Origin of the sequence: Streptomyces sp. NPDC020731 (assembly GCF_044334705.1) — a bacterium.
Lineage (GTDB): Bacteria > Actinomycetota > Actinomycetes > Streptomycetales > Streptomycetaceae > Streptomyces.
Genome location: NZ_JBIRTN010000020.1, coordinates 58,041 through 78,027, shown reverse-complemented (window position 1 = coordinate 78,027; position 19,987 = coordinate 58,041). Strand labels below are relative to the sequence as shown.

General features: G+C 71.9%; 15 protein-coding genes. 14 read left to right on the top strand and 1 reads right to left on the bottom strand.

The window, feature by feature from the left end; translation table 11 throughout:
• Positions 1-126 precede the first annotated feature (126 nt).
• From ACH4VX_RS27960 to ACH4VX_RS27940, 5 genes are all read left to right on the top strand, one after another.
• Positions 127-711, top strand: coding sequence for a sigma-70 family RNA polymerase sigma factor (locus ACH4VX_RS27960; protein ID WP_004930798.1), 585 nt, complete (start codon positions 127-129; stop codon positions 709-711).
• Positions 712-785: 74 nt separating this feature from the next.
• Positions 786-1,547: an anti-sigma factor family protein gene (locus ACH4VX_RS27955; RefSeq protein ID WP_398371125.1), complete on the top strand. Its 762-nt coding sequence runs from the start codon at positions 786-788 to the stop codon at positions 1,545-1,547.
• 60 nt (positions 1,548-1,607) lie between these two features.
• Positions 1,608-3,905 carry a HelD family protein gene (locus ACH4VX_RS27950; protein ID WP_398371123.1) on the top strand — a complete coding sequence of 766 codons (2,298 nt, stop codon included), beginning with the start codon at positions 1,608-1,610 and terminating at the stop codon, positions 3,903-3,905.
• Positions 3,906-4,310: 405 nt separating this feature from the next.
• Positions 4,311-5,729: an NAD-dependent malic enzyme gene (locus ACH4VX_RS27945; protein ID WP_398371119.1), complete on the top strand. Its 1,419-nt coding sequence runs from the start codon at positions 4,311-4,313 to the stop codon at positions 5,727-5,729.
• Between the two features lie 335 nt (positions 5,730-6,064).
• Positions 6,065-6,346 (top strand): HU family DNA-binding protein, encoded by a 282-nt coding sequence (locus tag ACH4VX_RS27940; protein WP_004987462.1) that lies wholly within the window; start codon positions 6,065-6,067, stop codon positions 6,344-6,346.
• A gap of 292 nt (positions 6,347-6,638) precedes the next feature.
• On the opposite strand, the gene murA is transcribed toward ACH4VX_RS27940, so the two are convergent.
• A complete protein-coding gene (murA, locus tag ACH4VX_RS27935) occupies positions 6,639-7,985 on the bottom strand; it encodes a UDP-N-acetylglucosamine 1-carboxyvinyltransferase (RefSeq protein WP_398371117.1) in 1,347 nt (448 codons plus the stop codon).
• A 254-nt stretch (positions 7,986-8,239) separates the two neighbouring features.
• Between murA and ACH4VX_RS27930 the strand changes: the two genes are divergently transcribed.
• From ACH4VX_RS27930 to ACH4VX_RS27890, 9 genes are all read left to right on the top strand, one after another.
• Entirely contained in the window at positions 8,240-8,812 is a 573-nt protein-coding gene (locus ACH4VX_RS27930) for a YqgE/AlgH family protein (RefSeq protein WP_398371115.1), read from the top strand.
• Between the two features lie 30 nt (positions 8,813-8,842).
• Positions 8,843-9,130: a DUF3039 domain-containing protein gene (locus ACH4VX_RS27925; RefSeq protein WP_019754409.1), complete on the top strand. Its 288-nt coding sequence runs from the start codon at positions 8,843-8,845 to the stop codon at positions 9,128-9,130.
• Positions 9,131-9,355: 225 nt separating this feature from the next.
• Positions 9,356-10,648 (top strand): extracellular solute-binding protein, encoded by a 1,293-nt coding sequence (locus tag ACH4VX_RS27920; RefSeq protein ID WP_398371114.1) that lies wholly within the window; start codon positions 9,356-9,358, stop codon positions 10,646-10,648.
• Positions 10,645-11,604, top strand: a complete 960-nt coding sequence (locus ACH4VX_RS27915; protein ID WP_398371113.1) for a carbohydrate ABC transporter permease — start codon at positions 10,645-10,647, stop codon at positions 11,602-11,604. Before ACH4VX_RS27920 ends, ACH4VX_RS27915 begins: the two co-directional genes overlap by 4 nt.
• A 29-nt stretch (positions 11,605-11,633) precedes the next feature.
• Positions 11,634-12,479: a carbohydrate ABC transporter permease gene (locus tag ACH4VX_RS27910; protein WP_398371112.1), complete on the top strand. Its 846-nt coding sequence runs from the start codon at positions 11,634-11,636 to the stop codon at positions 12,477-12,479.
• Between the two features lies 1 nt (position 12,480).
• A complete protein-coding gene (locus ACH4VX_RS27905) occupies positions 12,481-14,139 on the top strand; it encodes a beta-N-acetylhexosaminidase (protein ID WP_398371111.1) in 1,659 nt (552 codons plus the stop codon).
• Between the two features lie 316 nt (positions 14,140-14,455).
• The gene (locus ACH4VX_RS27900; RefSeq protein WP_398371110.1) at positions 14,456-15,349 is read left to right on the top strand and encodes an FAD binding domain-containing protein; all 894 of its coding nucleotides are present in this window, start codon (positions 14,456-14,458) and stop codon (positions 15,347-15,349) included.
• Positions 15,346-17,532: a 2Fe-2S iron-sulfur cluster-binding protein gene (locus ACH4VX_RS27895; RefSeq protein WP_398371109.1), complete on the top strand. Its 2,187-nt coding sequence runs from the start codon at positions 15,346-15,348 to the stop codon at positions 17,530-17,532. Before ACH4VX_RS27900 ends, ACH4VX_RS27895 begins: the two co-directional genes overlap by 4 nt.
• Positions 17,529-19,835: a xanthine dehydrogenase family protein molybdopterin-binding subunit gene (locus tag ACH4VX_RS27890; RefSeq protein ID WP_398371107.1), complete on the top strand. Its 2,307-nt coding sequence runs from the start codon at positions 17,529-17,531 to the stop codon at positions 19,833-19,835. Before ACH4VX_RS27895 ends, ACH4VX_RS27890 begins: the two co-directional genes overlap by 4 nt.
• The last annotated feature ends 152 nt before the right edge of the window (positions 19,836-19,987 follow it).

Genomic DNA, 19,987 nt, shown 5'->3' with positions numbered 1-19,987 from the left:
TTGTGGGTTCATGTCCCGGTCGTCACACGACCTCGCAGAAAACCGTCACCTCTCTTTGAACACCCGCACCCTGCCGTCCGTACCGGTTGTCGAGCGACCGACTGGGGGATCCCCCGGACACCGGAGGTGGGCGTGCGCAAGGATGCGGCCGTGGCCAATGAACGTGGAGCGAGGGCCCGACATCGCATGTCCTCACAGCCCTCGGAACCCGACGAGGAGTTGATGCGTGCTCTCTACCGCGAGCACGCCGGACCCCTGCTGGCCTACGTCCTGCGACTGGTCGCCGGAGACCGGCAGCGCGCCGAGGACGTCGTTCAGGAGACGCTCATCCGTGCCTGGAAGAACGCCGGTCAGCTCAATCGGGCGACCGGTTCGGTACGCCCCTGGCTGGTGACGGTCGCCCGGCGCATCGTCATCGACGGCCACCGCAGCCGGCAGGCCCGGCCGCAGGAGGTCGATCCGTCGCCGCTGGAGGTCATCCCCGCGGAGGACGAGATCGACAAGGCGCTGTGGCTGATGACGCTGTCGGACGCGCTCGACGACCTGACCCCGGCCCACCGGGAGGTTCTCGTCGAGACGTACTTCAAGGGGCGTACCGTCAATGAGGCGGCGCAGACTCTCGGCATACCCAGCGGCACCGTCCGCTCCCGGGTCTTCTACGCCCTGCGGTCGATGAAGCTGGCTCTGGAGGAGCGGGGGGTGACGGCGTGATGAGTGTGTACGGGGGAAACCAGGGATTCGGCACGGGCGGTAGGGGTATGTCTGGTGCCATGGAGGGATCACCGGTGCCGAACGAGCACGAGACCGTCGGCGCCTACGCCCTCGGAATTCTCGACGACGTCGAAGCAACCGCTTTCGAGGCGCACCTCGCGACCTGCGAGTGGTGCGCCCAGCAGCTCGACGAACTCGCCGGTATGGAACCGATGCTGGCCGCGCTCGCGGACCTGCCCGACACCGGGACGCCCGCGCTGGGCGAGTCGCTCTCCGCCAGGCCATCCCCGCGCGTGGTGGAGAAGCTGGTCGACGAGGTGGCCGAGCGCCGCGCGAAGAAGCGCCGCCGCAACTTCTACATGGTGGCCGCCGCCGGTGCGCTGATCATCAGCGGTCCGTTCGTGGCCGTGGCGGCCAGCGGCGGGGGCGACGAGGGCGGGAGTGGGAGCGGTACCAACCAGACGCTCGCGGCCAACCCCGCGAAGGAGGCGTTCGACAAGAGCTCCGACAAGATCATGGCGACCGACCCCGGCAGCCAGGTGACGGCGACCGTGGCCCTGGAGAAGAAGCTCTGGGGCACCGAGACCGCCTTGGAGCTGAAGAACGTCAAGGGCCCGCAGAAGTGCTCGCTGATCGCCGTCGGGAAGAACGGCGAGCGGGAGACCGTCACCTCCTGGTCCGTCCCCGGCGAGGGCTACGGACTGCCGGAGGCCGAGTCGGACAAGGCCAAGCAGCCCCTGTACGTCCAGGGCGGCGCCGCCTTCCAGCCGAACGAGATCGACCACTTCCAGATCATGACCTTCGACGGGAAGCTGCTCGTAGAGGTCGACGCGTAGCCGATCGGGGTCCCCTTCGCGTACGGTTGACGGCTGCCCAGCACGTCAGAAGGGGGCCCGGTGGCCGTTCAGGCTCAGCAGGAAACCGTGGTCGACCCGGTTCACGACTCCGTTCGCGACCGGGAGATCAGTGTCGAACAGGAACACCTCGACCGGGTGTACCGGCGCCTCGAGGAGAAGATCCACGAGGCGGAGTTCCTCATGCGTGACGCCGCCCGGCGCGGTCAGGTCGGCACGCCCGGCGCCCTCGCCGAGCGGGACGCCCAGGTCTTCCGGGCCGGCGTCCACCTCAACCGGCTGAACAACGAGTACGAGGACTTCCTCTTCGGCCGGATCGACCTGCTGCCCGGCAAGGACGGCAGGAAGGGCCCCGACGGCGCGTACACCGCCGTCGAGCCCGCCGAGGGCGCCGTACGCCCGGACAACACCGCCGACATCGCCGAGACCCTGCACATCGGCCGCATCGGCGTCCTGGACGAGGACTACGCCCCGCTGGTCATCGACTGGCGGGCGCCGGCCGCCGCCCCCTTCTACCGCTCCACCCCGGTCGACCCCGGCCGGGTCGTGCGGCGCCGTGTCATCCGTTCCAAGGGCCGCCGTGTCCAGGGCGTCGAGGACGACCTGATGCGTCCCGAGCTGACGGCGTCCCTGGACGGCCACGAGCTGGCCGTGATCGGTGACGGCGCCCTGATGGCCGCGCTCGGCCAGGCCCGTACGCACACCATGCGGGACATCGTGGCGTCCATCCAGGCCGAGCAGGACCTGGTGATCCGCGCCCCCGCGGCCTCCGTGACGTACGTCGAGGGCGGCCCCGGCACCGGCAAGACGGCCGTCGCCCTGCACCGCGCGGCCTACCTCCTCTACCAGGACCGGCGCCGGTACGCGGGCGGCATCCTCATCGTCTCGCCCACCCCGCTCCTCGTCGCCTACACCGAGGGCGTGCTGCCCTCCCTGGGCGAGGAGGGCCAGGTCGCCATCCGCGCCATCGGCTCCCTGGTCGACGGCGCCGGGGCGACGGTCTACGACTCCCCGTCGGTGGCCCGCGCCAAGGGCTCGTACCGCATGCTGAAGGTGCTGCGGAAGGCCGCGCGCGGAGCACTGGAGCGACACGATTCACCGCAGCGGCTGCGGGTCGTCGCCTTCGGCCGCCGCCTGGAGCTGGAGGCGGAGGAGCTGGCGGACGTCCGCCGCACCGCCCTCGGCGGCACCGCCCCGGTCAACCTGCTGCGCCCGCGCGCCCGCAAGCTGCTCCTCGACGCCCTGTGGGAGCGCTCCGGCGCCGGCAGCCGGCACACCGACCCGGAGCTGGCCGCGGAGCTGCGCGCCTCCTTCGACGAGGACATCACCTCCGAGGACGACTTCACCGCCTTCCTCGACGCCTGGTGGCCCGAGCTGACCCCGGCGGCCGTCCTGGACGCCATGGCCGACGAGCGGCGCCTCGGCCGCTGGGCCCGGCGGATCCTCAACCCGGGCGAGGTCCGCAAGGTCGCCCGCGCGCTGAAGCGCAGCGGCCGCTCCGTGCACGACATCGCGATGCTCGACGAGCTCCAGGCGATCCTCGGCGCCCCGGCCCGCCCCCGCAGGAAGCGCGAGCTCGACCCGCTGGACCAGCTCACCGGTCTGGAGGAGCTGATGCCGGTGCGCGAGGAGAGCCAGCGCGAGCGGGCCGAGCGGCTCGCCCAGGAGCGCGTCGAGTACGCGCACGTCATCGTCGACGAGGCCCAGGACCTCACCCCGATGCAGTGGCGCATGGTCGGCCGCCGCGGCCGGCACGCCACCTGGACGGTCGTGGGCGACCCGGCCCAGTCCTCCTGGTCCGACCCCGACGAGGCCGCCCAGGCCCGCGACGAGGCCCTCGGCAGCCGCCCGCGCCGCCGCTTCGAGCTCACCGTGAACTACCGCAACCCCGCCGAGATCGCCGAGCTGGCGGCGAAGGTCCTCGCCCTCGCCATGCCGGGCTCCCGGTCGCCGAGGGCGGTGCGCTCCACCGGCGTGGAGCCGCGCTTCTCCGTCGCGGAGGGTCCGCTGGGCGAGACCGTGCGCGCGGAGGCGGCCCGGCTGCTGGAGCGCGTGGACGGCACCGTCGGCGTGGTCGTCCCCATGCAGCGCCGCGAGGAGGCCCGGCGCTGGCTCGACGGGCTCGGCGACCGCGTGATGGCGCTCGGCAGCCTGGAGGCCAAGGGCCTGGAGTACGACGCGACGATCGTCGTCTCCCCGGCGGAGATCGCCGACGAGTCCCCGGCCGGCCTGCGGGTTCTGTACGTCGCCCTGACCCGGGCCACACAGCAGCTGACGGTGGTCTCGGCGGACCGTGACGAGCCGGACGCGGCCGGGGTGCCGGATCTGCTGAGGGACTGAGGGGCGCTCGCGAAAAAGCGGTTGCGCCGCGGGAATGGTCTTACCGGATCTGTTTGTTAGCCTTGGTGTGGCACCGGCCCGATCCAAGCCCCCGGGCCCAACCTTAGTCGCTTCGAGCGACCACTTGCCGCGAGGCGAGCATGGCGGGTCGGTGTCACACAAGCGTTCGAGAGGCCCATGTCACTTCCCGGTGACGTGGGCCTCTCTCTTGCCCGATCTCTCGCCTGATCTCTTGCCCGATCCCTTGTCCGATCGGCTCCCGTATGGCGGAAACTGTTTTCCGATCGACGGTACGTGCCGATGAACAAAACGTCCGCAATCCAGGGCGGCTACCGCGTACCCAGGGGTAGGTGCGACGATCGGACGGCACATTTAGCGACACGGTAAAAGCAGAGGAAGTCGGCCATGGCAACGGCGCCCAGCGTCTCCTACTCGATGACGATCCGGCTGGAGGTGCCCGCGAGCGGAACCGCCGTATCGCAGCTCACCACGGCCGTGGAGTCCTCCGGAGGCTCGGTGACCGGCCTCGACGTCACCGCGTCCGGCCACGAGAAGCTCCGTATCGACGTCACCATCGCGGCCTCCTCCACCGCGCACGCCGACGAGATCGTCGAGGAGCTGCGCGGCATCGAGGGCGTCACCCTGGGCAAGGTCTCCGACCGTACGTTCCTGATGCACCTCGGCGGCAAGATCGAGATGGCGTCGAAGCACCCCATCCGCAACCGTGACGACCTGTCCATGGTCTACACGCCCGGTGTGGCCCGCGTGTGCATGGCGATCGCGGAGAACCCCGAGGACGCCCGCCGCCTGACCATCAAGCGCAACTCCGTTGCGGTCGTGACGGACGGCTCGGCCGTGCTCGGCCTGGGCAACATCGGCCCGAAGGCCGCGCTGCCGGTGATGGAGGGCAAGGCGGCCCTGTTCAAGCGGTTCGCCGGCATCGACGCCTGGCCGATCTGCCTGGACACCCAGGACACCGACGCGATCGTCGAGATCGTCAAGGCCATCGCGCCGGGCTTCGCCGGCATCAACCTGGAGGACATCTCCGCCCCCCGCTGCTTCGAGATCGAGGCACGGCTGCGCGAGGCCCTGGACATCCCCGTCTTCCACGACGACCAGCACGGCACCGCGATCGTCGTGCTCGCGGCCCTGACCAACGCCCTGCGGGTGACCGGCAAGGCGATCGAGAACATCCGCGTCGTGATGTCCGGCGCCGGCGCGGCCGGGACGGCCATCCTGAAGCTGCTGCTCGCCGCCGGGGTGAAGAACGCCGTGGTGGCCGACATCCACGGCGTCGTGCACGCCGGCCGCGAGGACCTGGTGGACGCCGCCCCCGGCTCCGCCCTGCGCTGGATCGCCGACAACACCAACCCCGAGAACCTCACCGGCACCCTGAAGGAGGCCGTGCGCGGAGCGGACGTCTTCATCGGCGTCTCCGCCCCGAACGTCCTCGACGGCACGGACGTGTCCGCGATGGCCGAGGGCGCGATCGTGTTCGCGCTCGCGAACCCCGACCCCGAGGTGGACCCCGCAATCGCGCGCCAGACGGCGGCCGTTGTGGCCACCGGACGCTCCGACTTCCCCAACCAGATCAACAACGTGCTGGTCTTCCCGGGCGTCTTCCGCGGCCTGCTCGACGCCCAGTCCCGCACCGTCAACACCGAGATGATGCTGGCCGCCGCACAGGCCCTCGCCGACGTGGTGACCGAGGACGAGCTGAACCCGAACTACATCGTCCCCAGCGTCTTCAACGACAAGGTCGCGGGCGCCGTCGCGGGCGCCGTGCGGGACGCGGCGAAGGCGGCGGGGACGTCCGCCTCGTAGGACATCCGGACGCCATGGGGGCTGTGAGGATCGCCACGGCCGGTTGGAACCGGCGCGTCGGGGCACCCGAAGATCCTGACGGCCCTCTATGGTGGGCGGCCGGGCCGTGCGCTCTTCGTGCGACTCCCTCGGGTGTTCTCACGACTCCTGCGGGTGCCGGATTGGCATTACCGCCGCAGGTAGAGGCAGGATGCGTCCCTGGGCGCGAGGGTCTGACGACGGACCCGGGTCCGGGGACTCTCCGAGGAACCTGGCAGCATCGGCTTGGCCGTGCCCGACATGCGGCTCCGCCGCGTGGCACGCCTCAACGGCAAGAAGAACACGGGAGTAACAACATGAACCGCAGTGAGCTGGTGGCCGCGCTGGCCGACCGCGCCGAGGTGACCCGCAAGGACGCCGACGCCGTGCTGGCCGCGTTCGCCGAGGTCGTCGGCGACATCGTCTCCAAGGGCGACGAGAAGGTCACCGTCCCCGGCTTCCTGACCTTCGAGCGCACCCACCGGGCCGCGCGCACCGCGCGCAACCCGCAGACCGGTGAGCCGATTCAGATCCCCGCGGGGTACAGCGTGAAGGTGTCGGCGGGCTCGAAGCTCAAGGAAGCCGCCAAGGGCAAGTAGCCCTGCCTTTCTGAGAGCGTCGTGGGCGACTGCGGGCCGGTCGTGGCCGGTCGCGCAGTTCCCCGCGCCCCTTCGGGGCGCTCGTGCATACGCCGGTGGGGCGGTCACCAAGTGTTGGTGACCGCCCCACCGGCGTATGCACGGAGGCTCCGTCAGCCGAGCGCCTTGCCCGGGAGTTCCACCTTCGCGCCCAGCTCCACGAGCTTCTCCATGCTGTGTCTTTCCGGGGGACGACCCCCGGGCCCCCGGCCGGGGCGGTGTTGCCGGGGCCGGGGTGGTGCGGTGAGCGGGGTCAGCCGAGCGCCTTGCCCGGGAGTTCCACCTTCGCGCCCAGCTCCACGAGCTTCTCCATGAAGTTCTCGTAGCCGCGGTTGATCAGGTCGATGCCGTGGACGCGGGAGGTGCCCTGGGCGGCGAGGGCGGCGATCAGGTAGGAGAAGCCGCCTCGCAGGTCGGGGATGACGAGATCCGCGCCCTGGAGCTTCGTCGGGCCCGAGACGACCGCCGAGTGGAGGAAGTTGCGCTGGCCGAAGCGGCAGTCGGAGCCGCCCAGGCACTCGCGGTACAGCTGGATGTGCGCGCCCATCTGGTTGAGCGCGGAGGTGAAGCCGAGCCGGGACTCGTAGACCGTCTCGTGGACGATGGACAGGCCCGTCGCCTGGGTCAGCGCGACCACCAGCGGCTGCTGCCAGTCCGTCTGGAAGCCCGGGTGCACGTCCGTCTCCAGCGCGATGGACTTCAACTGCCCGCCGGGGTGCCAGAAGCGGATGCCCTCGTCGTCGATCTCGAAGGCGCCGCCGACCTTCCGGTAGGTGTTCAGGAACGTCATCATCGAGCGCTGCTGGGCGCCGTGGACGTAGATGTTGCCCTCGGTCGCCAGCGCGGCGGACGCCCAGGAGGCGGCCTCCAGGCGGTCGGGCAGGGCGCGGTGGGTGTAGCCGCCGAGGCTGTCCACACCGGTGATGCGGATGGTCCGGTCGGTGTCCATCGCGATGATCGCGCCCATTTTCTGCAGGACGCAGATCAGGTCCTCGATCTCCGGCTCCACCGCCGCGTTGGACAGGACGGTGACGCCCTCTGCGAGGACCGCCGTCAGCAGCACCTGCTCGGTCGTGCCGACCGAGGGGTACGGCAGCCGGATCTTGGTGCCGCGCAGCCGCTGCGGCGCCTCCAGGTACTGGCCGTCCGCCCGCTTCTCGATGGTCGCGCCGAACTGCCGCAGCACGTCGAAGTGGAAGTCGATGGGCCGGCCGCCGATGTCGCAGCCGCCGAGCCCCGGGATGAACGCGTGCCCGAGGCGGTGCAGCAGCGGGCCGCAGAACAGGATCGGGATCCGCGAGGATCCGGCGTGGGCATCGATGTCAGCGACGTTGGCGCTCTCCACGTGCGTGGGGTCGAGCACCAGTTCGCCGGGCTCCTCGCCCGGACGGACCGTCACGCCGTGCAGTTGCAGCAGACCCCGTACGACCCGGACGTCACGGATGTCCGGGACGTTGCCCAGGCGGCTCGGTGCGCTGCCCAGCAGCGCGGCGACCATGGCCTTCGGTACGAGGTTCTTCGCACCGCGGACACGGATCTCGCCCTCCAGCGGGGTACCGCCGTGGACAAGCAGTACGTCATCAGCGTCGTTGACGGTCATGAATCTCGCGTTCCATGGGGAGTGGGGCAGGGGCCAGAAGGGAAAGGGTAGTCGCCCCCGGCCCCCCTTCCGTAAGCCCGAGGAGGGCCCTGGAACGTCATGGGTCCGTCACAACACGAAGGGTTCGGTGCCGGGCACATGGGGTCACCGTTCCCGTCGTGCGCCGGGCATGCTCCAGTCCGCCCTGAGCTGCGTTCACTCCCGTACCCCCGTTGCCTCCCCACGCGGGAGCGAGATGCGGGATCATGTCTGGCATGACCGAGGTGTCCTCGCTCACAGGGCGGCTGCTCGTGGCCACTCCCGCCCTGGCGGACCCGAACTTCGACCGCGCGGTGGTGCTCCTTCTCGACCACGACGAGGAGGGCTCCCTCGGTGTCGTCCTCAACCGTCCGACGCCGGTGGACGTGGGCGACATCCTGGAGGGCTGGGCGGACCTGGCCGGCGAACCGGGTGTCGTCTTCCAGGGCGGTCCGGTGTCGCTGGACTCGGCGCTCGGTGTCGCCGTCGTCCCCGGCGGGACGGCCGCGGAGGCCACGCCGCCGGGCTGGCGCCGGGTGCACGGCGCGATCGGGCTGGTCGATCTGGAGGCCCCGCCGGAGCTGCTCGCCTCCGTCCTCGGCTCGCTGCGGATCTTCGCCGGATACGCCGGCTGGGGCCCCGGCCAGCTGGAGGACGAGCTGGTGGACGGCGCCTGGTACGTCGTGGAGTCGGAGCCGGGCGACGTCTCCTCCCCGTCCCCGGAGCGGCTCTGGCGCGAGGTGCTGCGCCGCCAGCGCAACGAGCTGGCGATGGTGGCCACGTATCCGGACGACCCTTCGCTCAACTGATGCGTGTGAGCTTCAGTACCCTTGGCTGTTATGAGCACTCTTGAGCCCGAGCGCGGGACAGGTACGGGGACCCTCGTCGAGCCGACGCCGCAGACCTCCCACGGCGACGGTGACCACGAGCGCTTCGCCCACTACGTCCAGAAGGACAAGATCATGGCGAGCGCCCTCGACGGGACCCCCGTCGTGGCGCTGTGCGGCAAGGTGTGGGTACCCGGCCGCGACCCGAAGAAGTACCCGGTGTGTCCCATGTGCAAGGAGATCTACGAGTCCATGGGCGCCGGCGGCGACGACAAGGGCAAGGGCAAGGGCGACAAGTAGTCCGTCCCCTCCCTCCGCCGGTCCGGATCCTCACAGGCCCCCGGGGTGCGCTTTGCGTGCCCTGGGGGCCTTTGTGCTGTCCGCGCGTTGCACAGGGTGCGTCCGCCGGTCACAGAGTGGTTGAGACCTCTTGTGGCGTGGTTCACCCAGTCCCTAGCCTCCGGTGTGTTGTGCACAGCGAAACCGCCATTGCGTATGTTGCAACGCGTTCGGAGGAGCAACTCCATGAAGCTGTCCGCCCGTCTGGTCGCCGCCGCGGCCGTCCTCGCCACCGCCGCCTGCGCACCCCAGACCTCCGGCACCTCCTCCTCCGACAAGGACGAGAAGACCGGCACCCTCCGCGTCTGGCTCTTCCAGGAGGTCAACAACAAGCCCAAGGAACAGGTCGTCGACTCCGTCCTCGCCGCGTTCGAGAAGGCGCACGAGGACACCGACGTCACCGTCGAGTACATCCCCGTGGAGACCCGCGCCCAGCGCATCAAGGCCGCCTTCAACGACCCGAAGTCCGCGCCCGACCTCATCGAGTACGGCAACACCGACACCGCGGGCTATGTGAAGGACGGCGGACTCGCCGACGTCACCGAGGAGTTCGGGGCCTGGGGCGAGGCCAAGGACACCGACCCGACCGCCAGGCAGTCGGTCACCGTCGACGGCAAGGTCTACGGAGCCCCGTACTTCGTCGGCGTCCGCGCGCTCTACTACCGCACCGACGTCTTCGACGAACTCGGCCTCGACGTCCCGAGGACCCAGGCCGAGCTGATCTCCACCGCGAAGGAGATCCACACCGCCAGGCCCGGGATGTACGGCATCGCGGTCGGCGGCGCCTACACCTACGGCGCGATGCCCTTCATCTGGGCCCACGGCGGCGAACTCGCCACCGGCAAGGAGGGTTCGTACGCCTCCGCCATCGACAGCGCCGAATCCCGCGAGGGCATCGAGGCGTACACCTCCCTCTTCGGCGACGACAACTGCCCGGCCGCCAAGTGCGCCGGGATGGGCGGCAACGACACGGTGACCGCCTTCGCCTCGGGCAAGGCGGCCATGGCGATCGGCGGCGACTTCAGCCATGCGGCCGTGGAGGCCGGGAAGGCCAAGGGCAAGTACGCCGTCGTGCCGCTGCCGGGTGTCGAGGCCGGGTCCATCGCGCCCGCGTTCGCCGGCGGGAACAACCTCGGCGTGCTCAAGTCCACCTCGCACCGCACCCTCGCCGTCGACCTGATGAAGCGGCTCGCGTCGAAGGAGGCGCAGGGGGAGATGTTCGACGCGATGGGGTTCCTGCCGACGTTCTCCGATGTGCGGCAGCAGGTGGCCGCGAAGGAGGCATTCGTGAAGCCGTTCGTCGAGACGCTGTCCGCTGACACGAAGTTCGTGCCGGCGTCGCCCGCCTGGGCGCAGATCGACTCGTCGCTGGTGCTGCCGACGATGTTCCAGGAGATCGTGAGCGGCAAGAAGGAGGTGGCCGCTGCCGCCGGGGACGCGGCGAAGAAGATGAACGAGGCGTTCGGATCCGCCGGATGAGTGCGCCCGGTGGCTCGGCGGGCCTGGAACGTGGGCGGGTGCGGGTGGTTCGTGGTTCCTCGCGCAGTTCCCCGCGCCCCTCGGGGGGCTCCGGTGCCCCTTGGCTGTATCTCGCGCCTGCTCTTGTCGTTCTCGGGGGGCTGCTGGCCTACCCCGTCTATCAGCTCGGGTTGATCTCGCTCTTCCACTACACCCAGGCGCAGGTCAGCGGGGGCGAGCCCACCACCTTCGAGGGGTTCGGGAACTATGCCGAGCTCTTCGGCGACGAGCTGTTCTGGCAGGTGTTGCTGGCCACCGTGGTGTTCGCGACGGCCTGTGTGCTCTGCACACTGGCCGTGGGGTGTGCGCTCGCCGTGCTGCTCACGCGGGTGCGGGCCGTGCCGCGGCTCGCCCTGATGCTGGCCGCGCTCGGTGCGTGGGCGACCCCGGCGATCACCGGGTCCACGGTCTGGCTGTTCCTCTTCGACGCCGACTTCGGGCCGGTCAACCGGGTGCTGGGGCTCGGCGACCACTCGTGGACGTACGGGAGGTTCAGCGCCTTCTTCCTCGTCCTGCTCGAAGTGGTCTGGTGCTCCTTCCCGTTCGTGATGGTGACGGTCTACGCCGGAATCCGCGCCGTACCGTCCGAGGTGCTGGAGGCGGCCTCCCTGGACGGGGCCTCGCAGTGGCGGATCTGGCGCTCGGTGCTCGCGCCGATGCTCCGGCCGATCCTGGTGGTGGTCACCATCCAGTCGGTGATCTGGGACTTCAAGGTGTTCACCCAGATCTACGTCATGACCAACGGCGGCGGGATCGCCGGCCAGAACCTGGTCCTGAACGTCTACGCCTACCAGCAGGCGTTCGCGTCCTCGCGGTACAGCCTCGGCGCGGCGATCGGCGTGGTGATGCTGGTGATCCTGCTCGCCGTGACGCTGGTGTACCTGCGGCTGTTGCGCCGCCAGGGGGAGGAGTTGTGAGCCTTGTGAGCCGGGACGGGAAACCCCGGGTGAATCCTGTGCGCCGGTCCGTGCGGCGTCCGGGGCGGCTGGCGGCCGAGGCGACTGCGCTGCTGACCGCCGCCGTGGTGGCCTTCCCGCTGTACTGGATGGTGCTGAGTGCCTTCAAACCGGCCGGGGAGATCGAGTCGGCCGAGCCGCGTCCCTGGACGTCGGCGCCCACGCTGGACTCGTTCCGGCGGGTGTTCGGGCAGCAGGAATTCGGCCGGTACTTCCTCAACAGCGTCGTCGTCGCGGTCGCCGTGGTGATCGCCTCCGCGCTGATCGCCTTTCTCGCCGCGACCGCCGTGACGCGATTCCGGTTCCGGCTGCGGACCACCTTGCTGATCATGTTTCTGGTGGCCCAGATGGTGCCCGTGGAGGCACTGACCATCCCGCTGTTCTTCGTCATGCGGGACCTCGGCCAGCTGAACACGCTGTGGTCGCTGATCCTGCCGCACATCGCGTTCTCCCTGCCGTTCGCGATCTGGATGCTCCGGGGGTTCGTGAAGGCCGTTCCGGAGGCGCTGGAGGAGGCCGCCTACATCGACGGGGCGAGCCGCGCGCGCTTTCTGTGGCAGATCCTTTTCCCGCTCGTCCTGCCGGGCCTGGTGGCCACCAGCGTGTTTTCCTTCATCTCCACCTGGAACGACTTCCTGTTCGCCAAGTCCTTCATCATCAGCGACATCTCGCAGTCGACCCTGCCGATGGCGCTGCTGGTCTTCTACAAACCCGACGAGCCGGACTGGGGCGGGGTCATGGCGGCGTCCACGGTGATGACGATTCCGGTACTGGTCTTCTTCGTACTCGTACAGCGGCGTCTGGTCTCCGGACTGGGCGGTGCGGTAAAGGACTGATGTGACTTCACTGACGGAACTGATTCCCGCGCCGCTGAGCGTGAGCACGTGGGGTGAGCGGGTCTTCGTCCTCGACGAGGACACGACGCTGACGGCAGGACCGGGTGTGGGCAGTGCCGAACGCTGGCTGCGCACCACCTTGCAGGCGGCCACCGGTCTGCCGCTGAGGGAGGGTGAACCCGGCCCGCCCGGGCGGGCCGCGGAGAACGCGGTCGAGTTGCGGCACGATCACAGCCTCCCGCCCGGGGCCTACCGCATCACCATCCGTGACGACCGTGCGCTGATCGCGGGCGGTGACCCGGCCGGTGCCTTTGCCGGCGCGCAGACGCTCCGGCAACTGCTCGGCCCCGACGCGTTCCGGCGGGCGCGCCTGGGGCGCGCGGAGTGGGAGCTGCCGGAAGCCGAGATCCAGGACGCCCCCCGCTTCCGCTGGCGCGGACTCATGCTCGACGTCGCCCGGCACTTCATGCCCAAGGAAGGCGTGCTGCGCTATCTCGATCTGATGGCGGCGCACAAACTCAACGTCCTCCACTTCCACCTGACGGACGACCAGGGCTGGCGCATCGAGATCCAGCGGTATCCGAAGCTCACCGAGGTGGGCTCCTGGCGTGCCCGGACGAAAATCGGGCACCGCGCGTCACCGCTGTGGGACGACCGGCCGCACGGCGGTCACTACACCCGGGACGACATCCGCGAGATCGTCGCCTACGCCGCCGAGCGGCATATCAGTGTGGTCCCGGAAATCGACGTACCCGGGCACTCGCAGGCCGCCATCGCCGCGTATCCGGAACTCGGCAACTCCGATGTCGTCGACACCGCCTCCCTGACCGTCTGGGACACCTGGGGGATCAATCCGAACGTACTCGCCCCCACCGACAACACCCTGCGCTTCTACGAAGGGGTGCTCGAGGAAGTCCTGGAACTCTTCCCCGCGGACGCCGGCCCCTTCTCGCCGTTCGTGCACATCGGCGGCGACGAATGCCTCAAGGACCAGTGGCGTGAGTCGGACGCCGCGCAGAAACAGATCGGCAACCTCGGACTGGCCGACGAGGACGCGCTCCAGTCCTGGTTCATCGCCCACTTCGGTCAGTGGCTCGCCGCGCGGGGACGCCGGCTGATCGGCTGGGACGAGATCCTGGAGGGCGGCCTGGCCCCGGGCGCCGCGGTGTCCTCCTGGCGCGGTTACTCCGGCGGGGTCACCGCCGCCCGCGCGGGACACGACGTGGTCATGTGCCCCCAGCAGCAGGTGTACCTGGACTACCGTCAGGACGCGGGCCCCGACGAGCCGGTGCCGATCGGGTACGTGCGCACCCTGGAGGACGTCTACCGGTTCGAGCCCGTGCCGTCGGAGCTGACGGGCGAGGAGGCCGCGCGGGTGCTGGGTACCCAGGCCAACGTGTGGACCGAGGTGATGGAGGACCAGGGGCGCGTCGACTACCAGACGTTCCCCCGGCTCGCCGCGCTCTCCGAGGTCGCCTGGAGCGACCTGCCCGCCCCCGCCGACCGGGACTTCGCCGGTTTCGAACGGCGGATGACCGCCCACTACCGGCGCCTGGACGCTCTCGGGGTCGCCTACCGGCCGCCCACCGGGCCGCTGCCCTGGCAGCGGCGTCCGGGCGTCCTGGGGCGCCCGATCGACGGCCCGCCGCCGAACCAGTAGCCCGCCCCGGGGTTCCGGTGCGGGCGGCCCGCCCCGCGCCGGGACCCCGAACAGGGTGTGCGCACCTGTTCGTCCCGTGTCGAACAGGTCATGCGAAATGGGCACAACGATCACCGAAGAGTGCCAATCCCGAGCGCACCGGTGATGACGGTCGAAATCGTCCATGTCCGTGATGAGGTGGGCGAATGCCTCCTAGCGGACCCCCGTCCTCGGCACCTGCCAAGATGTGCCAGAGTTGCCACGTCCGCCCTGTCAGGCCGTACCGTACGGCAGCACAGGTGGGACCAGGTGGGGCAGCGGGAAGGGGTAGCCGGTTTTGAGCACGCACGCACCGCAGGCGGCGCAGGCCGTGACGCTGCCCACGACACTCGACGAGGCCGTGGCGGCCCTCACGGAGATGCCCGCCGCCGTGCCCGTCGCGGGCGGCACCGACCTGATGGCCGCCGTCAACTCCGGGCAGCTCAGGCCCGCCGCGCTGGTCGGCCTCGGCAAGATCAGCGAGATCCGCGGCTGGCAGTACCTGGACGGCCACGCCCTGCTCGGCGCCGGTCTCACCCACGCGCGCATGGGCCGCCCCGACTTCGCCGCCCTCATTCCGGCGCTCGCCGCCTCCGCGCGTGCGGCCGGACCGCCGCACATCCGCAACGCGGGCACCCTGGGCGGCAACATCGCCTCCTCCGCCCCCACCGGGGACGCGCTGCCCGTGCTGGCCGCGCTGGAGGCGACGCTGATCATCGCGGGCCCGGGCGGCGTCCGCCGCGAACTCCCGGTGTCGCACCTGCTGGCCGGGATGGACCTGTTGCGCCCCGGCGAACTCATCGGCTACGTGCGCGTGCCGCTGCTGCACGCCCCCCAGGTCTTCCTGAAGGCGACCGGCCGCACCGGCCCCGGCCGCGCGGTCGCCTCCGTGGCCCTGGTGCTCGACCCGGCCCGCCGCGGGGTGCGCTGCGCGGTGGGCGCCATAGCGCCGATGCCGCTGCGGCCCCTGCAGGCCGAGCAGTGGGTCGCGCAGCTCATCGACTGGGACAACAACCGCGCGATCGTGCCCGAGGCACTGAGCGCGTTCGGGGAGTACGTCGCCGCGGCCTGTATCCCCGACGCAGCCCCCGGCGAGGACGGCACCGTCCCACCGCTTCCGCCCGCGGTACTGCACCTGCGGCGCATCGTCGCCGCGCTGGCCCGACGAGCACTGGGGAGGGCGCTGTCGTGACCGACGACCAGCACGGACAGGGCACGCCCCCGGGCGGCAGCCGCTGGGACCCGCTGCCCCAGGGCGACTACGACGACGGCGCCACGGCCTTCGTGAATCTCCCCGAGGGCGGCATCGACGCCCTGCTGGACGCCATGGAGAGCCCGCTCGCCGCGCCCGGCCACGGCTATGTGCCGCCGCAGATCACGGTCGATCCGGCGGCCACCGCGGGCACCGACCCGGCGGCCACCGGCTCCTGGGCGGTGCCCGGCGCGCCCGTCGACGGCGCCCGGTGGCACGACCCCGAGGCGGGCGCGGCGCCGGGGGACCGGTTCACGTACAACCCCGGCGCGACCGGGCAGTGGGCCTTCGAGGAGCGGGCCGCGGAGAACCCGGCGCCGGGGCACGACGTCACCGGCCGGTGGTCGATTCCCGTGGCCGACGGCGACCTGCCGGACGAGTCCGGCGAGTTCACCACGTCCGCCCTGGTCGAGCAGTGGGGCGGCACGCCGCCGGCCACCCTCCCGGGCGGCGCCTCCGCCCCCTGGGCGCCCCCTCAGGCCATCGGCCGTCCGTGGGGACCCGGCGTACCCGGGGTCCCGCAGGACGAGGGCCAGGAGCCGCGGGGCGGCGAACACGACCCCGTGCAGGACCGGCAGGGACCCGGCCCCCGGCCCCACACCGACGGCCCCGCACCCCAGCGGCCGCCCGGCGCGGGCACGTACGGCGGGCAGTCCCTGCCCGCCGCCGAGCCGCTGCCGTACGCCGAGCCCGGCAGCCGGGGCGAGGGCCCCGCGGGCCAGGACACGTACGGCGGGCCGCCCGCCCAGGGCGCACCCGGCCGGCCGGCCGACGAGCACGCGCCGGGACGACCGGACGCCGGCCTCGCGCCGGGGCAGCCCGGAGCGGGTTTCGCCCCGGGGCGGCCGGAGGCCGGGCACGGGCACGGGCACGGGCACGAGCACGGGCACGGGCACGGGCAGGGGCGGCCCGGACCGGGCCCCGCGCCGGGGCGGCCGGAGGCCGGTCCCGGGCACGAGGCGTCCGGGATGCCCGCCCACGCCCCGGAGTTCCACGGCGAGCCCGGCCGGGGCGAGGGTCCCGAGGGCCAGGACGTGTACGGCGGGCAGTCCGGGCACGCCGGGCCCCGGTCGGCCGGTGTGCCCCAGCCGTTCGCCGCCGAGGAGCACCCGGAGCCGCGGTGGCGGTCCGAGACGGAGGCCGCCGAAGGCGCCCCCGCCGGACTCCGGGAGTACCCGCACCCCGGCGGCCAGGACGCCCCGGAGCCCGCTTCCGGGGCCGGTGAGGCATCCGAGACCGCTGAGGGCTCCCACGGGGTTCCCGAGGGCTCCCACGGGGTTCCCGAGGGCTCCCACGGGGCTCCCGAGACCGCCGAGGGCCTGCCGGAGCCCTCCGCGGCCCCCGCCGAGCCCGCTCCGGGCGCGGAACCGGCGACAGGAACCGCGGACGCCGAGTCCCCGAACACCGACACGGCCCCCGGCGCTTCGGGCATCCCGGACGACCGGGGCGTACCGGACGACGCGCCGCCGCCGCACGACGACCACCCCCTCGCCTCCTATGTGCTCCGCGTCAACGGCACCGACCGGCCCGTCACCGACGCCTGGATCGGTGAGTCGCTGCTCTACGTGCTGCGCGAGCGGCTCGGCCTCGCCGGTGCCAAGGACGGCTGCTCGCAGGGCGAGTGCGGGGCCTGCAACGTGCAGGTCGACGGCCGGCTCGTGGCGTCCTGCCTGGTCCCGGCCGTCACCGCGGCCGGCAGCGAGGTCCGTACCGTCGAAGGACTGGCGCAGGACGGCCGGCCCTCCGACGTGCAGCGGGCGCTCGCGCGGTGCGGCGCCGTGCAGTGCGGCTTCTGCGTGCCGGGCATGGCGATGACCGTGCACGACCTCCTCGAGGGCAACCCGGCCCCCACCGAACTGGAGACCCGCCAGGCCCTGTGCGGCAACCTCTGCCGCTGCTCCGGCTACCGGGGCGTGGTGAACGCCGTCCAGGAGGTCGTCGCCGAACGCGAGGCGCACACCGCGTCCGCCGAGGACGACTCCGCCGACGAGCCGGACACGCCCCGCATCCCGCACCAGGCGGGCCCCGGCGCCGGCGGCGTCAACCCCTCGGCGTTCGGCGCCACCGGACCCGGTGAGCAGCCCCATGACCAGCCCTACGGCCAGGACGGAGGCCAGGCGTGACCAACGAAGCAGCCACCGCGCAGGCCACGGAGGCCGCCCCCGAGCCGGAACCGGTCCCGCACGGACTCGGCGTCTCCCTCCCGGCCGCCGACGCCCGCGCCAAGACCGAGGGCACCTTCCCGTACGCCGCCGACCTGTGGGCCGAGGGCCTGCTCTGGGCGGCCGTGCTGCGCTCGCCGCACCCGCACGCGCGCATCGTGTCCATCGACACCACGCACGCGCGTGAGATGCCCGGCGTCCGCGCGGTGGTCACGCACGAGGACGTCCCCGGCGACCCGGTGCACGGCCGCGGCACGGCCGACCGGCCCGTCTTCGCCTCCGAGGTCGTACGCCACCACGGCGAGCCCATCGCGGCCGTCGCCGCCGACCACCCCGACACCGCGCGGATGGCCGCCGCCGCCGTCATCGTCGAGTACGAGGTGCTCGACCCGGTGACCGACCCCGAGCAGGCGTTCGAGGCCGAACCGCTGCACCCCGACGGCAACCTGATCCGGCACATCCCGCTGCGCCACGGCGACCCCGAGGCGGCCGGCGACGTCGTCGTCGAGGGCCTGTACCGCATCGGCCGCCAGGACCCCGCCCCCATCGGCGCCGAAGCCGGTCTCGCCGTGCCCCGCCCGGACGGCGGCGTCGAGCTGTACCTGGCCTCCACCGACCCGCACGGCGACCGGGACACCGCCGCCGCCGCGTTCGGCCTGGCACCCGATCGGGTGAAGGTCGTCGTCACCGGTGTGCCCGGCGCCACCGCCGACCGCGAGGACCGGAGCTTCCAGCTCCCGCTCGGTCTGCTGGCGCTGAGGACCGGCTGCCCGGTGAAACTCGCCGCCACGCGCGAGGAGTCCTTCCTCGGCCACACCCACCGCCACCCCACGCTGCTGCGCTACCGCCACCACGCCGACGCCGAGGGCAGACTGGTGAAGGTCGAGGCGCAGATCCTGCTCGACGCGGGCGCCTACGCCGACACCTCCTCCGAGGCCCTCGCCGCCGCCGTCGCCTTCGCCTGCGGCCCGTACGTCGTCCCCAACGCCTTCATCGAGGGCTGGGCCGTACGCACCAACAACCCGCCCTCCGGTCATGTGCGCGGCGAGGGCGCCCTGCAGGTGTGCGCCGCCTACGAGGCGCAGATGGACAAGCTGGCCAAGAAGCTCGGCGTCGACCCGGCGGAGCTGCGCCTGCGCAACGTGATGGCCACCGGTGACGTCCTGCCCACCGGCCAGACGGTGACCTGCCCGGCCCCGGTCGCCGAACTCCTCGAGGCGGTACGGGACTTCCCGCTGCCGCCGCTGCCCAAGGACACCCCCGAGGACGAGTGGCTGCTGCCCGGCGGCCCCGAGGGCGCGGGCGAACCGGGCGCGGTGCGCCGGGGCGTGGGCTACGGGCTGGGCATGGTGCACATGCTCGGCGCGGAGGGCACGGACGAGGTGTCCACGGCCACCGTGCGGGTCCAGGACGGCGTGGCGACGGTGCTGTGCGCGGCCGTGGAGAGCGGCCAGGGCTTCTCGACGCTGGCCCGGCAGATCGTCCAGGAGACCCTCGGCATCGACGAGGTGCACGTGGTGCCCGTCGACACCGACCAGCCCCCGGCCGGCCCGGGCTGCCGGGGCCGGCACACCTGGGTGTCGGGCGGCGCGGTGGAGCGCGCGGCGAAGATGGTCCGCACCCAGCTCCTCCAGCCCCTCGCGCACCAGTTCGGCATGTCCACCGAGCTGCTCCAGATCACCGACGGCAGGATCACCTCGTACGACGGTGTGCTGTCCACGACCGTCACCGAGGCCCTGGACGGCAAGGAGCTGTGGGCCACCGCCCAGTGCCGTCCGCATCCGACGGAACCGCTGGACGGTTCCGGTCAGGGCGACGCCTTCGTCGGCATGGCCTTCTGCGCGATCCGCGCGGTGGTCGACGTCGACATCGAGCTCGGCTCGGTACGGGTCGTGGAGCTGGCGGTCGCCCAGGACGTGGGCCGGGTGCTGAACCCGGCGCAGCTGGCCGCGCGGATCGAGGCGGGCGTGACCCAGGGCCTGGGCGCCGCGCTCACCGAGAACCTGCGCACGCCGCGCGGACTGGTCCGCCACCCCGACCTGACCGGGTACGCCCTCCCGACGGCGCTGGACGCGCCGGACATCCACATCGTGAAGCTGGTCGAGGAGCGGGACGTGGTCGCGCCGTTCGGCGCGAAGGCGGTCAGCGCGGTGCCGGTGGTGACCTCGCCGGCGGCGATCGCCTCCGCCGTACGGGCCGCCACGGGCCGCCCGGTGAACCGTCTGCCGATCCGTCCGCAGGCCGCCGTGGTGACGGGCGGCTGAAACCCGCGGCGGGTCGATTCCCGCGGAAAGGCAACGAACGGGGTTGCCGGAGCGTCCTGAGTGGTGGGCGCTTCGGCTCGCCGTCCCCGGTCCGGGGGCGTTGTCAGTGGTGGCACGTAGTGTTCCGAGCAGTGGGGGACGGCTGCCGGGTC